Source organism: Pedobacter sp. V48 (assembly GCF_000523515.1).
Lineage (GTDB): Bacteria > Bacteroidota > Bacteroidia > Sphingobacteriales > Sphingobacteriaceae > Pedobacter.
This window is the reverse complement of the sequence record NZ_AWRU01000023.1, coordinates 40,032-63,049: the sequence shown is the minus strand read 5'-3', so window position 1 is coordinate 63,049 and position 23,018 is coordinate 40,032. Positions and strand designations below refer to the sequence as shown.

General features: G+C 42.0%; 19 protein-coding genes. 12 read left to right on the top strand and 7 right to left on the bottom strand.

Annotated features, from left to right (window positions below):
- Nucleotides 1-15 precede the first annotated feature (15 nt).
- The 4 genes from N824_RS17825 (at nt 16) to N824_RS17810 (ending at nt 7,043) form a co-directional block, all read left to right on the top strand.
- On the top strand, nt 16-2,931 hold the full coding sequence (locus N824_RS17825; RefSeq protein WP_048906512.1) for a TonB-dependent receptor: 2,916 nt from the start codon (nt 16-18) through the stop codon (nt 2,929-2,931).
- 22 nt (nt 2,932-2,953) lie between these two features.
- Entirely contained in the window at nt 2,954-4,498 is a 1,545-nt protein-coding gene (locus N824_RS17820; RefSeq protein ID WP_048906511.1) for a RagB/SusD family nutrient uptake outer membrane protein, read from the top strand.
- A gap of 44 nt (nt 4,499-4,542) precedes the next feature.
- On the top strand, nt 4,543-6,078 hold the full coding sequence (locus tag N824_RS17815) for an ADP-ribosylglycohydrolase family protein (protein WP_048906510.1): 1,536 nt from the start codon (nt 4,543-4,545) through the stop codon (nt 6,076-6,078).
- A 446-nt stretch (nt 6,079-6,524) separates the two neighbouring features.
- Nucleotides 6,525-7,043: a GNAT family N-acetyltransferase gene (locus N824_RS17810; protein ID WP_048906509.1), complete on the top strand. Its 519-nt coding sequence runs from the start codon at nt 6,525-6,527 to the stop codon at nt 7,041-7,043.
- 413 nt (nt 7,044-7,456) lie between these two features.
- Here the strand turns inward: N824_RS17810 and N824_RS17805 are convergent, their stop codons facing one another.
- A complete protein-coding gene (locus tag N824_RS17805) occupies nt 7,457-8,239 on the bottom strand; it encodes a type 1 glutamine amidotransferase domain-containing protein (RefSeq protein ID WP_200869905.1) in 783 nt (260 codons plus the stop codon).
- Nucleotides 8,240-8,245: 6 nt separating this feature from the next.
- Nucleotides 8,246-8,398: a hypothetical protein gene (locus N824_RS31375; protein ID WP_161662332.1), complete on the bottom strand. Its 153-nt coding sequence runs from the start codon at nt 8,396-8,398 to the stop codon at nt 8,246-8,248.
- 432 nt (nt 8,399-8,830) lie between these two features.
- Between N824_RS31375 and N824_RS31370 the strand changes: the two genes are divergently transcribed.
- Together N824_RS31370 and N824_RS17800 are read left to right on the top strand one after the other, a co-directional pair.
- Complete coding sequence (locus tag N824_RS31370) at nt 8,831-8,980, top strand: hypothetical protein (RefSeq protein WP_161662331.1); 150 nt, start codon at nt 8,831-8,833, stop codon at nt 8,978-8,980.
- A gap of 2 nt (nt 8,981-8,982) precedes the next feature.
- Entirely contained in the window at nt 8,983-9,333 is a 351-nt protein-coding gene (locus N824_RS17800; protein WP_048906508.1) for a hypothetical protein, read from the top strand.
- Between the two features lie 166 nt (nt 9,334-9,499).
- On the opposite strand, the gene N824_RS17795 is transcribed toward N824_RS17800, so the two are convergent.
- Nucleotides 9,500-9,703, bottom strand: a complete 204-nt coding sequence (locus N824_RS17795) for a hypothetical protein (protein WP_048906507.1) — start codon at nt 9,701-9,703, stop codon at nt 9,500-9,502.
- A gap of 37 nt (nt 9,704-9,740) precedes the next feature.
- Between N824_RS17795 and N824_RS17790 the strand changes: the two genes are divergently transcribed.
- The 3 genes from N824_RS17790 to N824_RS17780 all read left to right on the top strand — a co-directional run bounded on the left by N824_RS17790 (nt 9,741) and on the right by N824_RS17780 (nt 16,981).
- Nucleotides 9,741-11,525 carry a S41 family peptidase gene (locus tag N824_RS17790; RefSeq protein WP_048906506.1) on the top strand — a complete coding sequence of 595 codons (1,785 nt, stop codon included), beginning with the start codon at nt 9,741-9,743 and terminating at the stop codon, nt 11,523-11,525.
- Nucleotides 11,526-11,746: 221 nt separating this feature from the next.
- Complete coding sequence (locus tag N824_RS17785; RefSeq protein WP_048906505.1) at nt 11,747-16,426, top strand: DUF3320 domain-containing protein; 4,680 nt, start codon at nt 11,747-11,749, stop codon at nt 16,424-16,426.
- A gap of 219 nt (nt 16,427-16,645) precedes the next feature.
- On the top strand, nt 16,646-16,981 hold the full coding sequence (locus tag N824_RS17780; protein WP_152542369.1) for a hypothetical protein: 336 nt from the start codon (nt 16,646-16,648) through the stop codon (nt 16,979-16,981).
- A gap of 150 nt (nt 16,982-17,131) precedes the next feature.
- On the opposite strand, the gene N824_RS17775 is transcribed toward N824_RS17780, so the two are convergent.
- Both N824_RS17775 and N824_RS17770 read right to left on the bottom strand, forming a co-directional pair.
- Nucleotides 17,132-17,329 (bottom strand): hypothetical protein, encoded by a 198-nt coding sequence (locus tag N824_RS17775; protein ID WP_048906503.1) that lies wholly within the window; start codon nt 17,327-17,329, stop codon nt 17,132-17,134.
- A 276-nt stretch (nt 17,330-17,605) separates the two neighbouring features.
- Nucleotides 17,606-18,142 (bottom strand): histidine kinase, encoded by a 537-nt coding sequence (locus N824_RS17770; RefSeq protein ID WP_304412538.1) that lies wholly within the window; start codon nt 18,140-18,142, stop codon nt 17,606-17,608.
- Nucleotides 18,143-18,165: 23 nt separating this feature from the next.
- Between N824_RS17770 and N824_RS17765 the strand changes: the two genes are divergently transcribed.
- A complete protein-coding gene (locus tag N824_RS17765; protein ID WP_048906501.1) occupies nt 18,166-19,329 on the top strand; it encodes a hypothetical protein in 1,164 nt (387 codons plus the stop codon).
- 424 nt (nt 19,330-19,753) lie between these two features.
- On the opposite strand, the gene N824_RS17760 is transcribed toward N824_RS17765, so the two are convergent.
- Together N824_RS17760 and N824_RS17755 are read right to left on the bottom strand one after the other, a co-directional pair.
- Nucleotides 19,754-20,686 (bottom strand): alpha/beta fold hydrolase, encoded by a 933-nt coding sequence (locus tag N824_RS17760; protein WP_048906500.1) that lies wholly within the window; start codon nt 20,684-20,686, stop codon nt 19,754-19,756.
- A 262-nt stretch (nt 20,687-20,948) separates the two neighbouring features.
- Entirely contained in the window at nt 20,949-21,467 is a 519-nt protein-coding gene (locus tag N824_RS17755) for a hypothetical protein (protein ID WP_052334200.1), read from the bottom strand.
- A 349-nt stretch (nt 21,468-21,816) separates the two neighbouring features.
- On the opposite strand from N824_RS17755, the gene N824_RS30335 reads away from it, so the two are divergent.
- Complete coding sequence (locus N824_RS30335; RefSeq protein ID WP_152542366.1) at nt 21,817-22,143, top strand: hypothetical protein; 327 nt, start codon at nt 21,817-21,819, stop codon at nt 22,141-22,143.
- 40 nt (nt 22,144-22,183) lie between these two features.
- Nucleotides 22,184-22,966: a hypothetical protein gene (locus tag N824_RS17745; protein ID WP_048906498.1), complete on the top strand. Its 783-nt coding sequence runs from the start codon at nt 22,184-22,186 to the stop codon at nt 22,964-22,966.
- Nucleotides 22,967-23,018: the final 52 nt, after the last annotated feature.

The following is a 23,018-nucleotide window of genomic DNA, read 5'->3' as shown; positions in this document are numbered from 1 at the left end:
ATAAACAATATAATCATGAAATATATCTTAATCCTGATATTTCTTATCGTGCAGTCTGCGGTTGCACAAGACAATCCCACCATTAAAGGAAAGGTATCCGACGCTGCCGGAAACCCACTTCCCGGTGTATCCATAAGAGAAAAAAATGGCAATAAAAATGGTGCTGTAAGCGGAACTGGCGGAAATTTCAGCCTTCAAGTAGCGCCTGATGCAACACTTATATTTTCCATTGTTGGCTATCAAAATCAGGAAGTTAATATTAAAGGGGATGCAAATATTGAAGTGGTCATGAAAGAAGCGGAAAATAAATTGAATGAAGTCGTGGTTATCGGCTACGGTTCTACTACAAAGAAAGAAGTAACCAGTGCCATAACATCTTTAAAACCCGAAGACTTTAATAAGGGTAACGTCTCCAATCCCATCGGCTTGATACAGGGTAGGGTAGCGGGCGTAAATATCACCCGGCCTGCGGGCGGAGACGTAAACGGAGGTTTCGATATCCAGTTGCGTGGCCTCACCACCCTTTCCGGCGGACAAGGCCCCTTATTTGTCATCGATGGTGTAATCGGCGGCGATTTAAATAGTGTAAATATTGAGGAAATTGCCTCCATAGACATCCTTAAGGACGGTTCGGCAGCAGCGATATATGGAACGCGTGGAACTAACGGGGTAATCATCATCACCACAAAACAGGCCAAAGCGGGACAACAATCACTGGAGTTCTCTACCTATGTGTCTACTCAAAGTGTAGCCAATAAGCTTAGAAATCTTACCGCAACTGAATTCAGGGATGCGATCAGTACACAATTTCCCGGTAGAGAAAAAGAATTTGATTTCGGGGCAAACACCGATTGGTTCGAAGAAGTGACCAGAAAGCCTGTTGATCAATATTATGACCTTTCTTTAGCTGGCGGCACAGAACACTTCAGCTACCGCGCTGCGCTAAACTACAGGGGAAGCCAGGGGCTGGTTAAAGACAATGAAAATAACCGGCTTCAGGCTAAATTGGCAGTCAACCAAAAAGAGTTTAACGACAAGCTAAATATCAGCTATAATTTCCTCTATACACAGACCAAAAGAGATTATACAGACCAGAATGTTTTACAGCAGGCCTTTCGCCGAAATCCCACAGAGCCGGTGTATGACCCAAACAATCTGCTCGCAGGAGGGTACTACCGCAACACCGGGCCTTTTGATTATTATAACCCGGTGGCGATGCTTTCTGAGGAAGTCAACAGCGGCGATCAGCAAATGTTTACCGGAAGCGCCAGGGCCTCCTACAGCATTTTTGATGGACTAAACGCCATCGTATTTGGTTCCATACAAAGAGAAAACTATAAAGACAGCAATTATTTTACCCGCTTTTATCCAATTGCTTTAGGTAACAATGGTGTGGCCAACCTGGCAACCGGACAAAACAGCAACAACCTGGTAGAAGCCAGTATGGATTATAAGAAGAAATTCGGTGATCATGATTTCCAAGCCATCGTCGGTTATTCCTTCCAGCAAGGGATCCATGAACGGTTTTCCGGTTCAAACAACAACTTTGATACGGATTTGTACCAATACAACAATATTGGTGCTGGTGCAGGCCTGGCGCAAGGGCAGGCAGTACTCAATAGCTATAAAGAATCCAACCGGTTAATCGCATTTTTTGGCCGTGTAACTTATAATTACAAAGAGAAGTACCTGTTGCAGGCTTCCCTTCGTCGTGAAGGTTCTTCAAGATTCGGAGTAAACCACAAATGGGGAAATTTCCCAGCGGTAAGTGCCGGCTGGAGAATAAATAAAGAAGATTTCCTTTCAAGTGCATCCTGGTTGTCGGACCTTAAATTAAGAGCAGGCTTCGGCGTCACCGGAAACCAGGACATTGGCAATTACCTTTCCCTTTCTTTGCTCGCAGTGGGCGGAAAAACCTTGTATAACGGCCAATGGATTAATACGTATCCGCCGGCCAGCAACCCAAATCCCGACTTAAAGTGGGAGCGAAAGGAAGAGATGAACCTTGGTTTAGATTACGCCGTGCTCGATAGCCGGCTTAGCGGAAGCATAGACTACTATGTACGAAACACCAATGATTTGCTTTGGACGTATAATGTGCCCGTTCCTCCAAACTTGTACAACCAATTATATACCAATGTAGGCAAGATGAGAAACAGTGGGGTGGAAGTAACGATCAATGCCACCCCAATAAAGAACGATAACTTCTCCTGGAATACCACCCTACTTTACAGTAGAAACAGAAATAAACTGGTTTCTTTCTCAGATGCGGGCAGAGGATTCGAACTGACCGACTTAAAAGAAGGCTGGCTGGGAACCGATCTGGCCACCTGGACCCACCAAATTGTAGAAGGGGGATCGGTGGGTAATTTCGTGGCCCTTGTGTTCGAAGGTATAGACGACAAGGGCAATTCGATTTATAAAGACACCAACCAGGACGGCGCGATTACAGACCTGGACAGGCAGATCGTCGGCAATGCCTATCCTAAATTCCAAATGTCTTTTAGCAATGCATTCAACTATAAAAACATTGATCTGTCCTTTCTTATCCGTGGGTCCTACGGCAATAAGATGTTGAATGTGCACCGGATTTATTACGAAAATTTCGGGTACCTGGGTGGCAAAAACATATTGCTTTCTGCGCTTGATTATCCAAATTTTAAAGGAAAGGCAGAATATTCTTCGAGGTTTGTCGAGGATGCTTCCTTCATCAAACTGGACAATGTTTCCCTGGGATATACTTTAAAGCTTAAAAAAGGCTTCTTGAAACAAATGCGCATCTATGCAACCGGCCAGCAGTTGCTTACCATAACAAAATATAAAGGTGTAGATCCTGAAGTAAATTTATCGGGTCTTGCGCCTGGGTTTGACAGCTTCTATTTTTATCCGCGCACGCATACCTACACCTTCGGCACCAACATCACATTCTAACATGATTTTAAAAAGAACTGAAATGAAAAATTCAATCTATAAAATAGTAGTTGTACTTGTGCTTTTTGGCACGGGGTCTTCCTGCACAAAATTAGATGAGGAGGTATTTTCTTCCATTCCTTCTGATAAGTTTTTTACAAATGAGTACGAAGCAATGACCAATGTAGGTAGGGTCTATGCCCACATGCGCAAAATTACCGATCGGTGGGGCGCAGGTACATTAGACCTGGTCACTACGGATGAGTGTATCATCCCGTTCAGGGAAACCAACCTTTGGTGGGACAACGGCCTTTGGATCGATTTCCACCGCCATCAGTTTACGTCCGTAAATAGCGTTATCGGTGGTGCCTGGAGTTTCTGCTTTGACGGCATTTCCATGAGCAACCAGATTATTTATCAATTGGAGAAATCTCCGGTTGATTTCGAGGCTAAAGCCAAAGTTTTAGCAGAAGTTAAAATGGCACGTGCGTTTTTTTATTATAAGGCTCTGGACTGGTTCGGCAATATCCCGATCACGACAGATTTTAAAGAGGTAACCCTTCCGGCACAGCGAAGTCGTAAGGACGTATTTGCGTTTGTGCTTAATGAAATTACAACGAATCTTCCTGCACTTGATGCTACTGCAAATGCCAATAACTACGGCAGGTTTACCCAGGCTGGTGCAAATATGATGCTTGCTAAGATGTATATAAACGCGGAGTCCTGGATTGGCACCCCAATGTGGGACGAAACCATTTCCGCCACTAACGCCATCATAGCCAAGGGACAATATAGCCTGCCTGCCGATTATTTTTCAAACTTCAAAATAGACAACCAGGGTTCCTCAGAGAATATTTTTGTAGTTCCTTATGATAAAATCAATACCAGCAGCGCACAGCTTCAACTCCATTTATGGACCCTGCACAACTTAAGTCAGCAAACTTTTAACATCCTTGCTTTTTGCTGGGATGGCTATGCGGCAATGGAAGATTTTTACAAATCGTATGATAAGGATGACGAAAGGATCAAATCCTGGCTGGAGGGCCCTCAATTTAGTTCTACCGGCATGCCGCTGATGTTGGGTCCTTCCCGGCAGCTAACCTACCGCCCAAAAATAACTTCCTTGTACAGTACCAGTAATCCTGCCTTGCTTGATGATGGCGTACGCTTTCAAAAATACGAATATGAAGCGGGCCTGCGCGACGGGCAAAGTATGAGCAATGACTGGGTGGTATTCCGGTATGCAGATGCACTCCTGATGAAAGCTGAGGCTGAGATGAGAAAAAATGGCAATACCGCAAACAGCACTGCGCTTGACCTTGTTAACCAAGTTCGATTCAGGGCTTATGGGAATTATGACCATGATTATACAATGAGTACCTTAACGATGAAGGAGTTGTTGGCAGAACGAGGCCGCGAATTCTCCTGGGAGTTTCACAGAAGGCAAGACCTGATCCGCTTCGGGGAATGGACTAAGGCTTGGTTTGAGAAGGCAGCTGGAGACAGTCATGAAAACTTATTTCCGATACCATCCTGGGCGCTTGATTTAAACCGTAACCTAAACCAAAATGATGGTTATCCGCGATAAATTGAACCAAATATGGTTAAAAACAATATTATTTTAAACTAGATATGAAAAAACTTAAAATTTCAATACCTGCTATGCTTGGGCTGTCATTGCTTTCCCTGAACAGTTACTCACAAGTTATCCCTTTGTCTACACTAAAAGACAAAATCAAAGGCGGCTGGGTGGGACAAACCATTGGGGTAAGTTTCGGCAGCTACACTGAATTTAAATACAATGGGACCTTTATACAAGATGAACAGACCATCCCCTGGGAAAATGGTTACGTGAAAAAATTGATGATCGAATGGCCGGATTTATTTGACGACATTTATATGGACCTCACCTTCGTAGACGTGCTGGAAAAACAGGGCATGGATGCCCCGGTTGATTCTTTTGCAAATGCGTTCGCACATGCACCCTATAATCTTTGGCATGCCAATCAGGCGGCACGCTATAACATCCTTAACGGGATAAAGGCGCCGGCAAGTGGACATTGGCGGAATAACCCGCATTCAGACGATATCGACTACCAGATAGAAGCTGATTTTGCAGGACTGATGAATCCTGGGATGCCCAATTCTGCCAGCCAGATGAGTGACAAAGTGGGCCATATCATGAATTACGGCGACGGATGGTACGGGGGTGTTTACATCGGCGCGATATACAGCCTGGCTTTCGTTTCAGATGATATCAACTACCTTGTAAATGAGGCGCTGAAGAGCATTCCACAAAAAAGCACGTTTTATCAATGTATTTCTGATGTGATCCAATGGCATAAAAAATATCCGAACGACTGGAAACAGACTTGGTTTGAACTGCAGAAAAAATGGAGTTCCGAAAACGGTTGTCCCGAGGGGATCTTCGCCCCACTTAATATTGACGCAAAGGTAAATTCGGCTTATGTGGTGATAGGTTTACTATATGGAGGCGGAGACTTTGCCAAATCAATGGAGATTGCCACTCGCTGCGGTCAGGATTCGGACTGTAACCCTTCCTCCGTTGGAGGGATCTTAGGAACCATACTGGGTTACAGTAAGATTCCAGAATACTGGAAGAACGGCCTTTTAGGGGCTGAAGATATGAACTTTAAGTACACCAGCATGTCGCTAAACAACGTTTATGAACTGGGTTATCAGCATGCGCTAAAGTCTGTGGTAAAAAATGGAGGCAAGGTAAATGCGCAGGATGTGGTGATCGTCGCACAAAAGATACGCCCGGTAAAGCTAGAGCAAGGGTTTGAAGGTGTATATGCTATAGATAAAGTGGTCCTAAACAAAACAATGGGTGTTACCTACGAATTTGATTTCGAAGGAACGGGCTTTTCTTTGCGCGGTGCGGCGAACAAGAACCAAAGAGAACTTCCCGAATTTAGTTATGATGCAAAAGTGTATGTTGACGGCAAGTTGATAGAAGTCGCACACCTGTCTACATCGTTCAGATACAGGCGGCATGAGCTTACCTGGAAGTATGGATTGTTAGAGGGGAAGCATCATGTTAAAATAGAGCTAACCAATCCGGATAACAATTACCACATCCGTCTTGCAGATTGCTTGGTTTATGGATCGAAAAAGCGCGATGGTATAAAAGCCCACGTGAAATAAAAGGAGGCAATGACGATCGCTGTGCTATATGACTCCCCATTGTAATCTTGTTATTCTTTTGCCTCCCAATTTAAAAAGGCTTGGAAGCAGTTGACTGGGACATAACAGGAGATAGAACGATAAAAGGATCGTCTGGACCCAAAAACAGCATTTATGAAATTAAGGCATTTATGAAATGTTTTGGGTGATGACCGGGCCGCCTTCCGCGCATATAGAAAGGATTCTTGAAGAAAAGAATTTTGGAATTGTGATTGCAGATTTCGCTTCCAAATTGTTAAAGGCTAATAGAATATTGAATCACCGTTCTGCATCCAGATAACCTGTGAAAATAACCTCATCGTCAAATACCGCATGCTCGAAGATACCTATGCAGTCTCACATTCTTTTAAGATTACTATTAAATACCTATGTTTAAAAAATTGAGTCAATACTAATTTGAAAAACGCATGACGGATATAGTTTTTGAAACGAAAAGATTATTGGTTAGAGAAATTGAAAGGAATGATTTTGAACAGCTTAACAGGATATGCAGTGACCCTGAACTGATGAAGTTTGTAGGTGATTCAAATCCTTTACCACCAGAGCAGACATTGAAATGGATAGAGATAACGATCTGTAATTATATGGAGAAGGGATTTGGCAATTATGCCGTTATTGAAAAAGCGGGCAATGCTTTTATCGGTTATTGTGGACTGGTATATTCTGAATCAATTAAACAGATAGAATTAATTTATGCTTTGAAAAAAGAGTATTGGAATAAAGGATTGGCGACTGAAGTAGCAATAGCCATGTTGGACTTTGGACACTCCAGGAAAAAAATTGAAACTATCTATGCTTCAATTGACCCGTTAAATGCAGCCTCGAAAAAGGTTTTAGGGAAAATCGGGTTTAAATATGCTTTTCTAAAAAATGATGAATTTGGTTTGCCCTCAGTTTATTACTCAAGTTATAACCCAAAAAAATAAAATGTAAATTTATCTTAAGCGCAGTCGTATCAATTCATACAGCCTCCTAAGAGTCCATAAAAGATACGCTAAGTTTTTTGACTGGGGATATTATGCACGTTTTAGCCATATTGCACAATTAGAAGACTTCCTTCCTGAGACATTCACCAACCACAGTCCATATCAGGTTGCCCGGACGGTTAAGTGTGTTGTGATATCTGATGGAAGAAAAACCGAACAAAGTATGCTGAAAAGTAAGGTTTTGCTTTAAAGCTGAAGGAGGATGTTAAATACCCGATGTGAATTTTTTTTATGCGGGTAAAACAACAGAGCTGCTCAAAACGTATTAATTACTGAGAGCGTTATTTTACATGACGGGGAACGATCGGTATGATTCTTCTCCGTTTTTTTTGCCTTTACCGGGGCGGGATGTTTTAGGGTTTGATGTCGTCTGGCTTCTGGTCCAGGTACTTTTCTGCTTTTTCCTGCCATTGATGCTGTTGGTCGACTGGATCAGAGGTGTTTTTAACGGGTCTGGATTCCAGGAGTTCGATCAGGGCCTTTGCGGTGGGTCCTGCTGAAAGTGGGTTTTGTCCGGTGACCAGGAGTCCGTCTGTTTCGACATGAGAAAGAAAGGGTACGATGGCTGTTTTTACTTTTGCTCCCAAATCTTCCAGTTTGGTTTGAAGTAGGTAAGGTACGTTGTGGCTGCGTCCCACCAGGGTTTCTTCAGCATTGCTGAAGGCGGAGATAACTTTTCCATTTAAAAAGCCGGGTCTTTGCTGTTCTGCGCTGATCAATGCGGCGGGGCCGTGACATACTGCTGCTACTGGTTTCCCTGAGTCCAGAAAATCATGGATCAGAATCCCGCTGTTGTTGTCGCGTGCCAGATCCCAAATGGGGCCATGTCCGCCGGGATAAAATACAGCATCAAACGCGGTATGTTTGATCTGGTCCAGTACGGTTGTTTGACTGAAATCGGCTTTTGCCTGCTCATCATCTTGAAACCTGCGGTTTGAACCGGTAATGTTTTCAGTGAGTTCGCTCATAGGATCAACTGGTGGTCTGCCGCCTTTGGGGCTGGTCAGGGTTATGGTATATCCTGCATCTATAAATTCATAGTAGGGATCGGTGAATTCGCCGAGCCAAACTCCTGTTTTGCTGTCGGTATTTTCCATCTCGCTGTGTGAGGTCAGTACCATTAGAATGTTTTTCATATTGTTTTATTTGATGTCATCCGGACCGACTTCATTGCCTTCCTCGTCTATTTGCTGGTGTTTGTCCCAGTTGGTATTTTCGGTGTCGTTTGATTGCGGTTTCTTTGTTTCCTCACTGGTACCTTGTGCCTGCTCGTCTTTTTCTTCAGGGTCAATCATAATATTGAAGTTTAATTTCTCATGGATAACAAACCTGAGGGCCAATGGTTCAGGGAAGTTGTCTTTTTAGGCTAGATCCTTGTATAATAATCGCCCCACTATTTAGAAGTCTTTTCGACAGATGATGCTTAGGGGTCTAAACTGTAAAGGGTTAGACTCATGGATTTCTAAAGTTAAGTTCTTCTACTGCTGAACTACGTAGATTTGCAAACGGCCAAAGTTAGATCTGAAATCGATAAAAAATGCTTTCGATCTAGCTTGGAGTAATTGACCAGTGGAGAGGAATGTAAATAAACTTAAAACTTTAAAGCGGTAATGTGTGGGAGATGCTCACTGGGTCTTTTGGGAAAAAACTTCCAATGAGTTATTTGTCCCACATGGGAAGTATCATGGTTTCAGCTTAGGAATTTTGTATCAACAAATTCAAAAGATATGAACAGAGAAACTATGGTACTGGAATTCTTCCCCGTTTTAGAAGCTGGGTACGAACCTAAAAATTATTCTTACTACAAAGAAGATGTGCCATTGGGCAATTACAAAGCAACACTGGATTTTATGCTTTGGTCAAAATCTTATAGGTGATCGTGGGGATTGTCGGTAACATTATCGGCGGACCGGTAACAGGGAGTACAGCGAAAAAGCTAAGTGAGAATTTTGGCAAGATCGTCCAGGATAAGGAAAGCAAGAGCATCAACAGCAGTGATATTTCGATTTCCAGGTCTACCCAGATGGATTATGCGATTCCAGCCAGTAAGATTGCTGCTTTATCTTCTGGTGAGTTTGTGGGCATGGTAGCCGATAATCCTGATCAGAAGATCGCTTTGAAAATGTTTCATTGTGAGATTCAGAATGAACATCAGGCCATTGCGGAGGAAGAATCAACCTCGAAAGATATTTCCGGTGATCACTCCGGTATCTTTCGAGGTTGTCACTGAAAACTACAATATGATCAAAACAGAGATTGAGTCCCTAGTGAAGCAGGAGTGTGAAAGGATTAAATTTAAGATCTACAGATGGGAATAAGGCGATCGATAAGAAAGAACTCGATGCTACGGAACAGACGGTGAAGATGTAACAAACAAAGTGTAAAAAGCTGAGCGATTACCCATTCGTCCTTCTGAAAATGTAAAAACCTACCAATGTCTTTCCATCAAGGGCACCAAACTTCGTCTGGGCTTCCACTTGTTTGGTAATATTGGTAAAAACCACGTCTATAGGTAACTGGCTGTCAGCTATGCTCTCATTAAATTGCAAACTTATCTTTCGCGCTATTTCAGTTAAGACCACAATTTGACGTGCAACCATTTTCCGTATATTTCGTCTTTATAGGAAAGTCAGCATCATGAAACAAAACTTAACGCTCTTATTGCTCTTCATTGCATTTGCCATTAGCGCATCGGCACAAACCATCAACAATCCGAGGCTGAATAAATCGATGAACAGCACCGCATTAAAAAGCGAAGACCTGGACAAATACCTGGGCATTTACAGCAGCACACGACTACAACTCAAAATAACGATCAGTAAAAATGATACGACGCTACTGGGACAGGCTACCGGGCAGAGCACATTTCCATTGGAAGTCTCCGCTAAAGATAGGTTCATTTATCATCAGACAGGTATTGAGTTGGTATTTGATACTTCAAGAAATAAAATGACGCTTAACCAAGGCGGTGAAACCTACTGGTTTACCAGGAATAATTCAACAAATAAGACGCTAAAACAATCTATAATTTATCAGCCTGAAGCCATGCAGGCAGATCTCGAAAAATTTAAAAATGCACTTATCAAAACATTTCCAGGACTTTATACCAATCAATCTCCTGAAGAATTTGAGAAAATGACGGACAATCTGATGTTAGAGACTTCCAAACCCTTGGAAGCAACGTCTTTTTACAAAGTGCTACGCAAAATGCATATTTATGACGATCACGCGGGTTTTTATCCTGTTAACGAGCTCGCGAGTATCCTGTCAAATCAAAAATTACTTCCTTTCGACGTATACATCAAAGATGAGCGCATCTTTATTGTGAAAAACATGAGTAGCCTGCCAGTTCCGGATGGATCTGAGGTCCTGGCGATAGATGATCGCTTAAGCAATGATATTATACTCGAAATTTTTAAGTATTATTCCACCGATGGAAAAAGTCATGCTGGTTTGCAGTATAATTTGGGGCTACCTGGCAGATTTAGTTATTTATATTCACAGATAATTGGAGAAAGGCCATCATATAGCGTTTCTTATCGGGATTATAAGTCAAAACAAATTGTAACTGTTCAGGTAGAACCGGCTTCAAGCGAATTATTTTATACCAACAGAGCTAAAAAATATTCGGATGAAAAAAAAACTGCAGGAGGTGCGTTTAATTTTGAACTGAATAAGCCCGAAAACTATGCTATTATAAAGATCAATAGTTTTGTTAAGGATAGTTTTCAAGACCCTGAAAATACCTATCCCGATTTTTATAAAAAATGCTTCCGGGAAATTTCTGCTAACAACATTAAAAACCTGATCATTGATTTAAGAGATAATGGTGGCGGTGATGCCAAAAACGCCGGTTATCTGCTTCAGTATGTCATAAACAAACCTGTTACCTTGGCTAAAGAAACAACTACATTAGGAGATAATGAATATTTTTTGAAAACAACAGGTGATCGGCTGGAATTAGATGAGAAATACGGCTTGGTCATGCAAGATGATCGAACTTATAAGGTGACAAAATTTGATATTCTGCGTGAATTGGCACCTTTTAACCCGATTGAAGAATATCATTTTAAAGGGAAACTGGTGGTGCTGATTAATGGCAACATGTTTTCTGCAGCAGGTACCGCGGCAGGACTACTAAAAGAATATACAAACGCCATATTGGTGGGAAGTGAAACGTCCGGTTATGCCGGCATGAGCAATGGGGTGCAAAAGATAACGGTAAGAGGCAACTATACTGAAACCGCCCTAACTATACCGCTTTTACATACCGTGTATACAGTAAATCCGGTTATACGGAAAAGGGGGGCTATTCCTGATTATGACGTTTCAAATACTTTACAGGATGTATTGAAAAACAGGGATGCGGTTCTGGAATTTGTGTTTAGAAATCTGTTGCGGAAGAATGCTAAACAAAATTAGCTCTGGTGCGCATTGTTTTTACTTTTGTTTATCTTCCTGGGAGTTTATTTGGTTCAAATCATAAGCCGTGTTGTTTGTGTGCCTGGTGACCTGATGCAGGAGACCAACATCAATAGTCCGCCGGTTTGGGAATAGCTGTTAGAGGAATTTAATAGTTGTATTAATTGCCCTAATGGAGTAAATTTGATAATACCGTCAACAATTACTGACATTAAAAAAAGATGCTCGAATCTATACAGGCAAAACTAGAAGCTTCACGTAAGGAATTATTAGATCTTGGTTTAAAAAATCCATTGCTCAATTATAGAACGCCAAAAGGAAAAGGACTGAAGATTGTACAGGAAAAATCTGAGTTTGTTTTTGACATTCTTGCCAAACAAAATAAGGCCATGACTTTTTTGGGCATTCAGGATAAAAAAGATGATCACAAGCTGAATGAGGATAGTGAAGAAGATACCGATCTACCGGAGTTAGGGCAACCCACAGATGAATCTTATCAGGATACCAAGTTACAGACCAGTGAAGCTGAACAGAAATTACAGACCCGGTTACTGAATACTTACTATTTTGCCCGCACGAGCATTGAAGAGCAAGGCGTTAACATACTCTACCTGGCACTCGGAATGCTCAAATGGTTCGAAACAGGGAATACAGAAACTCCTCGTTATGCCCCGCTCTTACTTATTCCTGTTGAGCTGGAGCGATCCAGTGCTCAGGAACGTTTCAGGTTAAAATACTCGGGAAGCGATATTGGAGCCAACTTATCCTTACAGGCTAAGATGAAGGCTGATTTCAATCTGTCTATTCCGGACCTGCCTGAATCCGAGGACATGAATGTACCTTTATACTTCAATTTAATTCGGGAACACATCGCCAAGCAGGAACTTTGGTCTGTTGAAGGTGATGAGATTGAGCTGGGCTTCTTTTCGTTTGGGAAATTCATGATCTATAATGATCTTGATGCTTCCAAATGGCCCTCTGAAAGTCAACCCGGCTTACATGAAAATATCCTGGCACTGTTTGAGACAGGTTTTCAATCCACTTATCAGGCCGATGACGAGGATCAGAAAGATCTTGATGAAGAAACAAATGCAAATACACTGTTTAAAGTTGTAGATGCGGATAGTTCGCAGATGCAGGCCATCTTAGCAGCTAACGAAGGACATAATCTAGTCATTCAGGGCCCTCCAGGTACAGGGAAATCACAGACTATAACCAATATCATTGCCAATAGTATCGGACAAGGTAAAAAAGTACTGTTTGTTGCCGAGAAAATGGCCGCTCTGGAAGTAGTTAAGCGAAGGTTGGATGCGATCCAGTTAGGCGAATCATGTTTGGAACTACACAGTCATAAAGCCAACAAGCGCGATTTACTTAGCGAGTTAAAGCGGGTAATGGAACTTGGAAGACCTACTGTCAGCCAGCTTGAGCAGGATATCCAGCAACTTGCTTCATCCCGGGATGAATTGAACCGCTATTGCAATGCGGTGAATTCCAGCATAGCTGGAAGTGGGCTGAGTGCCAATCAGGTGATCGGGTTTTTATTACAAATTGATACCGAAGTCGGTCAAGAACGTGTGATAAAGGTAGCGATTCCAGATATTGAACATTGGAACGGAGATAAAATTCGGGAAGCATCCGCTACCTGTGACCGCCTTCAAGCCAGGTTGAGAGACATTGGCGTTCCGGAAAAACAATTGTTTTGGGGTAGCGGCTTAACCGTTTTATTGCCGCATGAAAAGAGCGCAGTTTTAGAACAGATCAATCGTGCCGGATACGCGATCACAGAATTGCTTGACCTGTCCGAAAAAGTAGCGGCTTCAACAGGGCTGGTACAAGTGGAGGACAATCCTTCATTGGATTTTTTAGTATCAGAGCTAGAACTGGCTGCTAAAGCGCCTGATCTGAGTGATCTTGAAATCGACAATGATATCTGGTTGCTGAAAAAACAGGATATCAGTGATCTGATCGCCACAGGTCAGGAATTGGACACCTTGTATAAGGTCTATAAAGAAAAACTCATCCCGGAAGCCTGGGCGCAGGATATATTGGACATACGCCAGAATCTTGTAGCGCACGGCAATAAGTGGTATAAGTTTTTAATCGGTGGTTATCGTCGCGCTAACCAGCGTCTGGCCTCTTTTCTTAAGATTGGCTTACCGGATGAAGTTTCCGAAAGGCTGAAAATTGTGGATGCGATATCTGAAGCCAGGCGCTTAGAAAATGAAATGTCTGCCATAGAACCCTTGGCTGCTTCAATATTTGGAAAGCGATGGTTAAAGCATAGATCTGAATGGGCCGCATTGAGCCGCGCGGCTGAATATCTTGCCGGAGTTCATCAACTTTTTGCTGAAAATCGCGTGAGTAGTCAGTTGTTTGAATATCTGAAACAAAGCAACACAGCAACAACTGCCGCTGGTTTTGCAGCTGAGCTGAAACAAAACGCTGAGCAAGTTAAATCACAGCGCGAGGCTGCGTTTCATGCTTTAAAGCTGGATGCAACTGATCCCAGGCAGTCAGAGATTGCTGCAATGAACTTTCGTGCACAATCCGCTTTCTGGTTGCAACGAGCAGAAAGGTTTGCTGAACTGCAACTGGTAATTGACTGGAACAATCTTGCACAGGCAGCAGACCTGGCCGGTTTTGGCTTTCTGGTTAACTTAGCTGCAAGTTGGGAATCTGCTTCGGAGCTGCTGAAAACTGCATTATTGAAAACCTGGTATGAGTATTTGATCGAACAGGCCTTTAAGTTAAATCCGGCCCTCAGCCATTTTGAGCGTGTAAGCCATGAGACCCTCATTGATCAGTTCAGAAAACTTGATCAGCTGAACCTGGTCTATAACCGCGCAAGAGTTGCGTTAAAACACTGGAAAAATATTCCAAAACAACACGCAGGAGGACAGGTGAACGTTTTAAGGACGGAGTTCAATAAGCGCGCCCGCCACATGGCCATACGCAGGCTTGTAGAGGAGGCCGGCGCAGCAATGCAGGCCATCAAACCTGTATGGATGATGAGTCCGATGTCTATTGCCAACTTCCTTCCACCGGGAAACATACAATTTGATCTTATTATTTTTGATGAAGCCAGTCAGGTCAGACCTGTAGACGCCTTGGGTGCCATCATGCGTGGCCAGCAATTGGTAGTTGTTGGTGACACCAAGCAGTTGCCCCCCACCAGCTTCTTTGACAGATTGAATACAGAGCTGGAAGATGAGGACAACCAAACCGCAGATATGCAAAGCATCCTGGGTATGTGCGATGGACAGGGTGCGCCGAGCAGTATGCTAAAATGGCATTATCGTAGTCGCCATGAGTCACTCATTACCTTATCAAATCATGAGTTTTATGAGGATAAACTTGTCATCTTTCCTAGTCCGGGCTCACTTCAAAGTCTAGGGTTACGTTTTCATCACCTCCCGGATGCCGTTTATGATCGGGGAAAGACGCGCACGAATCCAATTGAAGCAGAAAATGTTGCACAGGCGGTAATATTACACGCCAAGCAATCTCCTGAACTGAGTCTTGGAGTAGTGGCCTTCAGTAACTCCCAGATGCAGGCCATACAGGCCGCGCTTGAATTGCAGCGTCGCCAGCATCCGGAAGTGGAAACCTTTTTTAAGAGCCACCCGCACGAACCCTTTTTCATCAAGAATTTAGAGAACGTCCAGGGTGATGAACGTGATGTTATCTATATAAGTATTGGCTATGGTCGTATTGACAATGGCACAGTACCCATGAGTTTTGGACCACTGAACAATGAGGGAGGTGAGCGCAGGCTGAACGTACTGATCACAAGGGCGAAAATGCGCTGCGAGGTTTTTACCAATATCACTTCGGCAGATCTTCGGGTAGCAGAGAACGCTAAATTTGGCATACGCGCGCTGAAAAGCTTTTTGTATTTCGCACAGCACGCGAAATTTGAACAAAGCACCGAGCCAATAGTGACCGAACTAAGGCCTTTTGAAGAGGAAGTTGCCCGGCAGTTGGGTGCACTAGGCTACATCGTCAGAAACAAAGTGGGGTCGACGGGGTTTTATCTGGATCTTGCGGTGATTGATCAGGAGAATCCGGGGCGCTATATTCTGGGAATAGAATGTGACGGTCAGAATTATGCCAAAGCCCGGTCAGCTACGGACCGGGACCGGTTGCGTGAACAGGTATTGGAAATGTTTGGTTGGAACATATATCACGTATGGAGTACAGACTGGTACCGTAATCCGGACAGGGAACTGAAAAGATTGGTAGAGGCCGTTGAGAAGGCAAAGGCATTAACGGCAAGTATAGATCAGGAAACAAAGGTGTACGAGCAAGAACAGCATTTTGTAGAGCGTGAACAGCGGCAGGAGCAGGCTAGTGAAACGGTATTCTACCAACAGGCGGAATTGCCATCAGCTGTAGGTGCTCAGGAAATGCACTTGCATTCCTTTGGGGATTTAGCGTCCTGGATCGCCGATGTTGTGGAAATTGAGAGCCCGGTACACTTTGATGAAATGGCAAAACGGATGGTGGAAGCAGCTGGAATTTCCAAAGTCGGATCACGGATTAAATATACCCTTACTCAGGCTTCCCGTTTTAGTGAACAGAATGGATTAATTAAAATGAAAGGCGAATTTCTTTGGCACAAAGACATGAGTGACCCAGTAGTACGCGACCGTAGTCAACTTCCGGCAGCTTCCAAACGGTTGCAGATCATTGCTCCTGAAGAAATTAATATGGCCATTAGGCAAGTTGTTTCTGAGTCTATTGCCATCACGGATGAAGCGGCTGCCAATCTTGTGGCTAAGCTGTTCGGCTTCAGCCGTGTTACTGAGGATATGAAACAGCTGTTATTAGAGGCCATGAGAATCGCGGAGAATGACGGAATTGTCAAAAAAGAAAATGGCTTTCTGAAATTAGGCTAAGTTTTATTGAGCTGGACTTTTTATTTATTCTGAAAGGATTTCGATTTTAATGCTTATTTTTCCTTCTCATATATTTATAGTCTAATGTCTCTCATCGCCTATTTTAAGGAAATCACGATTGGCTGGAAATTGTCGCTTTTTATAATCGTGTTTTGTATATGGCCGATTTGTGCCTACTTGATTTTTCACTTTGAACCAGGTTTATTTACAAGCATTGATTTGTTTAAACTGATTTCTCTATCTTCAGCTATAGCATCGCCATTTATGATCCTGAATACGCTGGTAAGTTTCCTGTTAACTTATCCCAAAGATAAGGAATTGATGTCGGCTACCACACCAGACCAGCTTTTTTCAGGAACAGTCCTTGCTGGAGTAGGTTTGACTTTTTGGGTGTTGTTTTTCGGCGCAATCGCCGCATTACTTGAGTTTCCTTTATTGAATGTTAAACTGACTATACTGGGAATTGAACTGGCTGTAATCATTGTGATCGGGTGGTCTAAACTGTTAGAAGACAGGCGATTTAAGCGAAAGCGGTTAAAGGCTGCCAGTAAATAGCACTAGAAGACTAAGTGTGTATTTCGGAGCTAGTGGTTCTTCCCCATTTTTATAGAAATACACGCTATGGACTTTAAACGACAAAACCACTTTCTACGAAGTGGCTTTGCTAATAATATTTGCTACAGTGAGCATTGTGTTACCATTAACCTAATCAACAATCTTAATGCCAAATCTACCACCCCAGGGGTCGCCGACAGTTAACGCAGTCCACTTGTCCATTTCAACATTCTTTGATCCATTTCCCGTCCATTGCATGCCGCCCATAATTTCCATCTGCTCTTGTTTACTCAAAGTAGTTACATCCATGTTTTCTAACTTTTCGAATTTGTTTTCTTTGTTTTTCATAGCGCTAAAGTTTTTTTTCAGTTCATTTCAAATGAAATAGACAATTTTAATGCCAAATAGCTTAATAGGTTTTTTGCACCTTATTCAAAACTAACTATGTAGGGGCTTGCCCATTTTTCTGCTATTCTCTGAACCACCAGATATACCAGCTTTAATATTTGGAAGATTTCGACTATCACAATTTGTCCTCTACGTTTACCGACCGGCATCTGAAGATAGTCTGGTACAATTGTCTTCCTCATGTGTTCAAAGCGCTCGGAGAACTAATAAGTTCCATCAGTTTATTGGAAGACGAAGCGCAATAAGTACAAAGAAATGATTCGCCTTTGTTGCACCATAATCCAGGGTTGCCATCTTGTGAAATTTATAGGCCAGTCGCTGGCGGATATTCTCTAAGCCAGAATGAAATCCGGCATGACTTGGCCTTGGTGCAGCAAGATTATCTGTCTCGATGCGGAATATGCCATCTTTCAAAGAAATGCGTATCGTCGCGGGATGATCGGCTTTGCTTAAATCACCATGTTTTAACATGTTCTCGACAAGGGTAACTAACACAAGCGGTATAAAAGAAATTTCCTCAACCCCATCTTCTGCTATCAGGTTAATATAGGTCGGCTCGCGCTGTTTCAGTCGCCAAAGCTCAATGAGATTATTTGCCTGTTGAATTTCTCCCTCCAGTGGTCGTGTTCCGGAGTGCTCATCCTGTCCCATTGCGTAAGTCATAATTTCGGAAAGTAACACAATCGCTCTGGCAGCGGTGTCGTTGTTCTTGCGTACCTGGTTATAAAGGAAATTGAGTGTATTAAACAACAAATGTGGGTTGATCTAGCAAGTTCATGGACGAACACGAGCCTTTAAAGAAAGAGGCGATTCTTTATTTCAAGGAAATAGAATTAGGTAATCCCTGGTTTTTTGGGAAATTTTTTTTGGAGGTATTGGTGATGGGATTAGCCAGGACTAATCTGGGAAAACATGTATTGGACCTGGAGGGAATGCCCAAGGGATTAATTCACGAGTTCGAACTTAAGATTGGAGATTTGAAAAATAAGGAAAATCTTTCTGTGAATATGGATATCGTTCCAAAACCTTTTTACTGCCATGAAGAAGGCCAGGCCATTATTTTAGATTATAGCTTTTTTCAATATGCAATTGAACATGGCTTTTTTTATTCGTTTTATCAGCATATGCTACGAGCTGACTTAAGGTTTAAAAATTTCAATGTTTTCAAAGGTTACATCGGACTACACTTTTTTGAAAAATACCTGGTGGAAAAATACCTTACGGCGATATTTTACCGTCCCGAGCAAAAAATCATCGCTAATGACAAATATCAGGATTTTATCGTTCGGGCATCTTCGACGGACATTTTCGTCTTCGAAGTGAAAATGACTGATTTGAATCCTCGTACCCTTGAAACTCTGGATTTCGAAAAGTTTAAAACATATTTAAATGACAACTTTATAGCTGAAAAAGGTAAAACGGGTAAAAATAAGGGAGCAACACAGCTTATCAATCAAATTGATCATCTCTCTACCGAAGGGTCGGAACTCAGGACTTTACTGAAAGTCAAGTCGGCCAAAAGACTTAATATTTACCCAGTGATTCTCTGCTCAGATGTCAATGTTAACATTGGTGGTGTGCATGAATATATCAATGCAACATTTAACGATTTACTTAAGGGCCGCAGGACACATTTTGAAAGTGTCAAGCCTTTGATCATGATGCATGTCGATGTACTAATAGAGTATTTTGGGGCTTTAAAAAGAAATCCTTCCGCTCTTAAGGAGTGGATTAATGCTTTTTTGAAGCAAAGCGCAAATCTTCAAAAAAGGTATCAAAAGCACGGTGGCGTACATAATTACCTTGTCTCTAAACGTTCTTTTGGTACCTATCTGGCAGCAAAGAATAGAAACGACGCACTTTCTATAACTCTTACTGAAATGGCGAAGTCGTTCGATCTTAATATTACTGACTTTGGAAAAGGCAAAGATATCCACTAAATGAAAAGAAGCGGGGAATGGTCTATCCAACCTTCCCCGCAATCTAAATTTGCGCTCTTGGTGGATAATACGACCATAAAGCTAATCCAAAAAAGAAGGGAAGCGATACTGTATGGGCTACATGTATCGCTTTCAAAATTTAACGCTCTCATTGAAATTGTAAATGAAATTAACTGAATTGCAAAATACAATACGAAGAACGAGAAGCTAGGTGTATCTGCCCGTTCTTCGTATACTAAACGATATTGGATTGCAAAAATCCTTTCTCTTCAATTCTATCGATATATTTTGGGGATGCTTTTTATATAGCACTTTAATCACTCCAGCGTGATTATGTTTAGACGAGAAGATACAAATAACCATTTACATTCATCTCACGCAGACCAAACTTGCACCGGACGTTGCTCGACTTTTTGCAGTAAGGTTATTCCTTTTTATCGGCTAATCGCTTATAATCTGCCAGTGCGATCCTAATGCAGGATATCACCAGTAAGGGGTCATCTAAATGGACATAATGTCCTGCGCTGGAATTGAAAAATATCTTTCCAAAGGGAGAAGATCCGGTGATTTTAGCGAACCGCTCGAATGCTCGCACCTGGCGGGCGTGAAAATAAGTTTCATGATCAAATTCCTTTATCCGCAACTGAGGCGCTACACTAAATTTACCACCGATGATAAACTGTATCGGTATATTGGGCAATTTGGTATCCGTTATCTCTTTCCAGTCCGTCCAACGCAAATCCGCTAATACCTGTCTCTCTCTCACCGGTGCCGTGTCTGCCGGCAATGTAACCTTAGGGCGCTGTAGTCTGTTTTTCGTAAAACGCTCAATTTGTTCGGATGTTSKWMYWWKATCWTKAARSKYATCATTGTAGGCCGATCTCGTTTCCGTAAAATCTCCGGGGTCTAAAAAGATCAGGCCGGCCAGGTCTTCAGGATAATAGATTGCATACCCTCTTGCGTAAATGCCACCCATAGAATGTCCGATAAATAAATAAGGTGGTGCCACCTTCATGATGGTAAGCAGACGCTTTAACCGCTCCGAATTGTGTTTCAGCGTTGGCAATTGCCCGTCGTTTTCTGATTTGCCTATCCCTGTTCGATCATAAGCAACAAATGGGGTGATTTTTGCAACTTCTTCAAAAATATCATCGAAGTTATTGAGTGTTATACCCATACCATTTTCAAAGATCACAACGGGCTGACCAGGCTTTCGGGCTTCAAGCCCCTGGGTATAAACCGTCATTTTTTTACCATCAACGGTAATGGATTTGGTAGGACCACCTTTCGGTTCAGGCTGTGCAAATGCAGGAGATAGCAACGTGCATATCAAAGAAGCAAGCATTAAAGATTTCATGTTACCTTATGGTTTATATGTTGTTAAAAGCAAAGGTAATAGAAAACTTGAAAATTAACTAAATAATTAGTTGGTTGTATTCAATGATACCACTAAAGGCTGCTATACGATGCATGAGAAGCACGGCCACCGAACCTATTCTCAAAGGCTTTTTCTATTCACAAAAAAATAATATTCCAGGTTGCCAACTTCAGACCAACAACCTGGAATATAAGATATAGATGAGCCAGTTGAAATATTAGAAAACCTTCTTTAGTCTTTTTTATTTAGTATAGGGAAAGTTCCTGGATACTTTTCTCATCATCCGGTCGATAAGTTCGTCACTGGAACTAAAGACACCATCGTTCATGCTTTTAAAGAATCTCCACATAAGATCGCCACTGCCACCATCATTTATTGCCATCGTCAGTGCCCCCGAGCCGGTTTTGCTTCCCAGGCCACCGAACAATACGGTTGTCACAATTGCGCCAGCCTCAGATCTTGATTGCTCATTTTCATATTTTCCAGAGATTACCGCATCCACACCAAGTGCTTTTGCAATTTCATCTTTTGTGAATACATCCAGGGAATCAGTCAGGCCTTTTTTCTTAAGCAGGATATTGGTCTTTTCAACATCCTGAAATTCTACCGTGTAGTTTTGAGCTTTACGAAGAAGGAAGGTGTACATGCTCGATTGAATAGAACCAGCCATCGTTTTTTCTTTCTGCTTGTTTGCATCCGCATCAAAGTTTTTAGGCTGTTTTTTGTAAGATAGGTTAACTTGAAAAGGCAAAATCGCCACTAACTTGTGATTTTATGAAACTTCTCTGGCTAATCAGGGGGCAGAATATGCTTCGGTGGGCAGTGAGGAGGTAAAGAGTGTAGGTGAGGAAACCTATGGTGTAGAACTCTTTGTGCAGCAAAAGCTAGTTCGTAATTTTTTTTATGTGGCCAGTTACTCATATGTGGTCAGTAAATTTTCTGGATTGAATCAGAAACTGATTTCTTCGTCATGGGATAACCGACACTTATTGTCAYWYACKWYRSKCTWYMRRTYKWAGCNTAANTGGSRTWTAGGKYNGAWMNTMCCGCWWWGCGGKAKKNTCRMNCCTAWAYSCCAKTTRMKYTWCARNCNTCWKMGCNAAAACTATTTGACACTGGGCACAGGAATAGCTGATTACAGCCGGTTAAATACGGAAAGGCTATCAGCAGCATTCAGTCAGTTGGATTTTCGTGTGGATAAACGGATAAATTTCAGGAAAACAGCATTGAATTTATATGTTGATATCCAAAATATCCTGAAAAATGAAAATGAGAGTTTTCCAAAATATACTTTTAAAAGAACAGAAGACAATAGCAGTTTTTTAACGACTGACGGGCAGCCTTTACAAACCAATGGTTCAAATGGGATTCCGTTTATCTTAAATACTAAATCAGGAAACCTGATCCCTTCTTTTGGTGTTATACTTGAGTTCTAGTATGGATAGGAAATATGTTGCAGAAATTAAATAAAAAACTATGAAAAAGACGCTTGCTTTAGCCAATGGGATAGCCTTAATCATCACGATTTTCGTTAATTATCTTTCCAATACCGGAGCCTTAAATGGTAATACCATGAAAACGGTGTCAGATAAATATTTCAATTATTTTACTCCTGCCGGTTTTGCTTTTTCAATCTGGGGGCTAATCTATGTTGGACTAATTGTGTTTGTATTTTATAACGGACTTCAGGCTTTTAAAAAGGACGATAAAGATCCGGTACTTATGAAAATTGGTTGGTGGTTTGTGCTTTCATGTTGTGCAAATTCGCTTTGGGTTGTTTCCTGGTTATATGACTATACTGTGTTGTCGGTGTTTATGATGCTTGTTATTCTTTTTTCTTTAGGGAAAATTGTTGTTAACACCAGGATGGAGTTGGATAGCCATCCTTTTAAAAGCTACCTTTTTATTTTTTGGCCATTCGCTATATACTTTGGATGGATCTCTGTCGCACTTATTGCCAATGTAGCTGCTTTGCTGACAAAAGTTGGGTGGAGTGGATGGGGGATTTCTAATGTCGCCTGGACAATTATTATGATTTGCATAGCAGGCCTGGTCAATATTGTCATGGTTAGGATACGAAATCTGCGAGAATACGCAATGGTAGGTATTTGGGCGTTAATAGCTATTTCCGTTTCAAATACGAACAATAATGGACCTAAATCAATCATTTATACCTGTTATGTAGTCGCAGCTATCCTATTTATTTTTATCATAATCAATGCCTCAAAAAATCGTCATCGGTCTTTTGAAAAGATGTAGGATAGCTTTACCACGCGAAAAATGGTTTTTTATGCGGTCCGATACTTTCTTT

What these genes read in the sequence shown, in the direction of transcription:
- N824_RS17825 (WP_048906512.1), top strand. Translation starts at nt 16, where the DNA reads ATGAAATATATCTTAATCCTGATATTTCTTATCGTGCAGTCTGCGGTT.
- N824_RS17820 (WP_048906511.1), top strand. Translation starts at nt 2,954, where the DNA reads ATGAAAAATTCAATCTATAAAATAGTAGTTGTACTTGTGCTTTTTGGC.
- N824_RS17815 (WP_048906510.1), top strand. Translation starts at nt 4,543, where the DNA reads ATGAAAAAACTTAAAATTTCAATACCTGCTATGCTTGGGCTGTCATTG.
- N824_RS17810 (WP_048906509.1), top strand. Translation starts at nt 6,525, where the DNA reads ATGACGGATATAGTTTTTGAAACGAAAAGATTATTGGTTAGAGAAATT.
- N824_RS17805 (WP_200869905.1), bottom strand. Translation starts at nt 8,239, where the DNA reads ATGAAAAACATTCTAATGGTACTGACCTCACACAGCGAGATGGAAAAT.
- N824_RS31375 (WP_161662332.1), bottom strand. Translation starts at nt 8,398, where the DNA reads ATGATTGACCCTGAAGAAAAAGACGAGCAGGCACAAGGTACCAGTGAG.
- N824_RS31370 (WP_161662331.1), top strand. Translation starts at nt 8,831, where the DNA reads ATGAACAGAGAAACTATGGTACTGGAATTCTTCCCCGTTTTAGAAGCT.
- N824_RS17795 (WP_048906507.1), bottom strand. Translation starts at nt 9,703, where the DNA reads ATGGTTGCACGTCAAATTGTGGTCTTAACTGAAATAGCGCGAAAGATA.
- N824_RS17790 (WP_048906506.1), top strand. Translation starts at nt 9,741, where the DNA reads ATGAAACAAAACTTAACGCTCTTATTGCTCTTCATTGCATTTGCCATT.
- N824_RS17785 (WP_048906505.1), top strand. Translation starts at nt 11,747, where the DNA reads ATGCTCGAATCTATACAGGCAAAACTAGAAGCTTCACGTAAGGAATTA.
- N824_RS17775 (WP_048906503.1), bottom strand. Translation starts at nt 17,329, where the DNA reads ATGAAAAACAAAGAAAACAAATTCGAAAAGTTAGAAAACATGGATGTA.
- N824_RS17765 (WP_048906501.1), top strand. Translation starts at nt 18,166, where the DNA reads ATGGACGAACACGAGCCTTTAAAGAAAGAGGCGATTCTTTATTTCAAG.
- N824_RS17745 (WP_048906498.1), top strand. Translation starts at nt 22,184, where the DNA reads ATGAAAAAGACGCTTGCTTTAGCCAATGGGATAGCCTTAATCATCACG.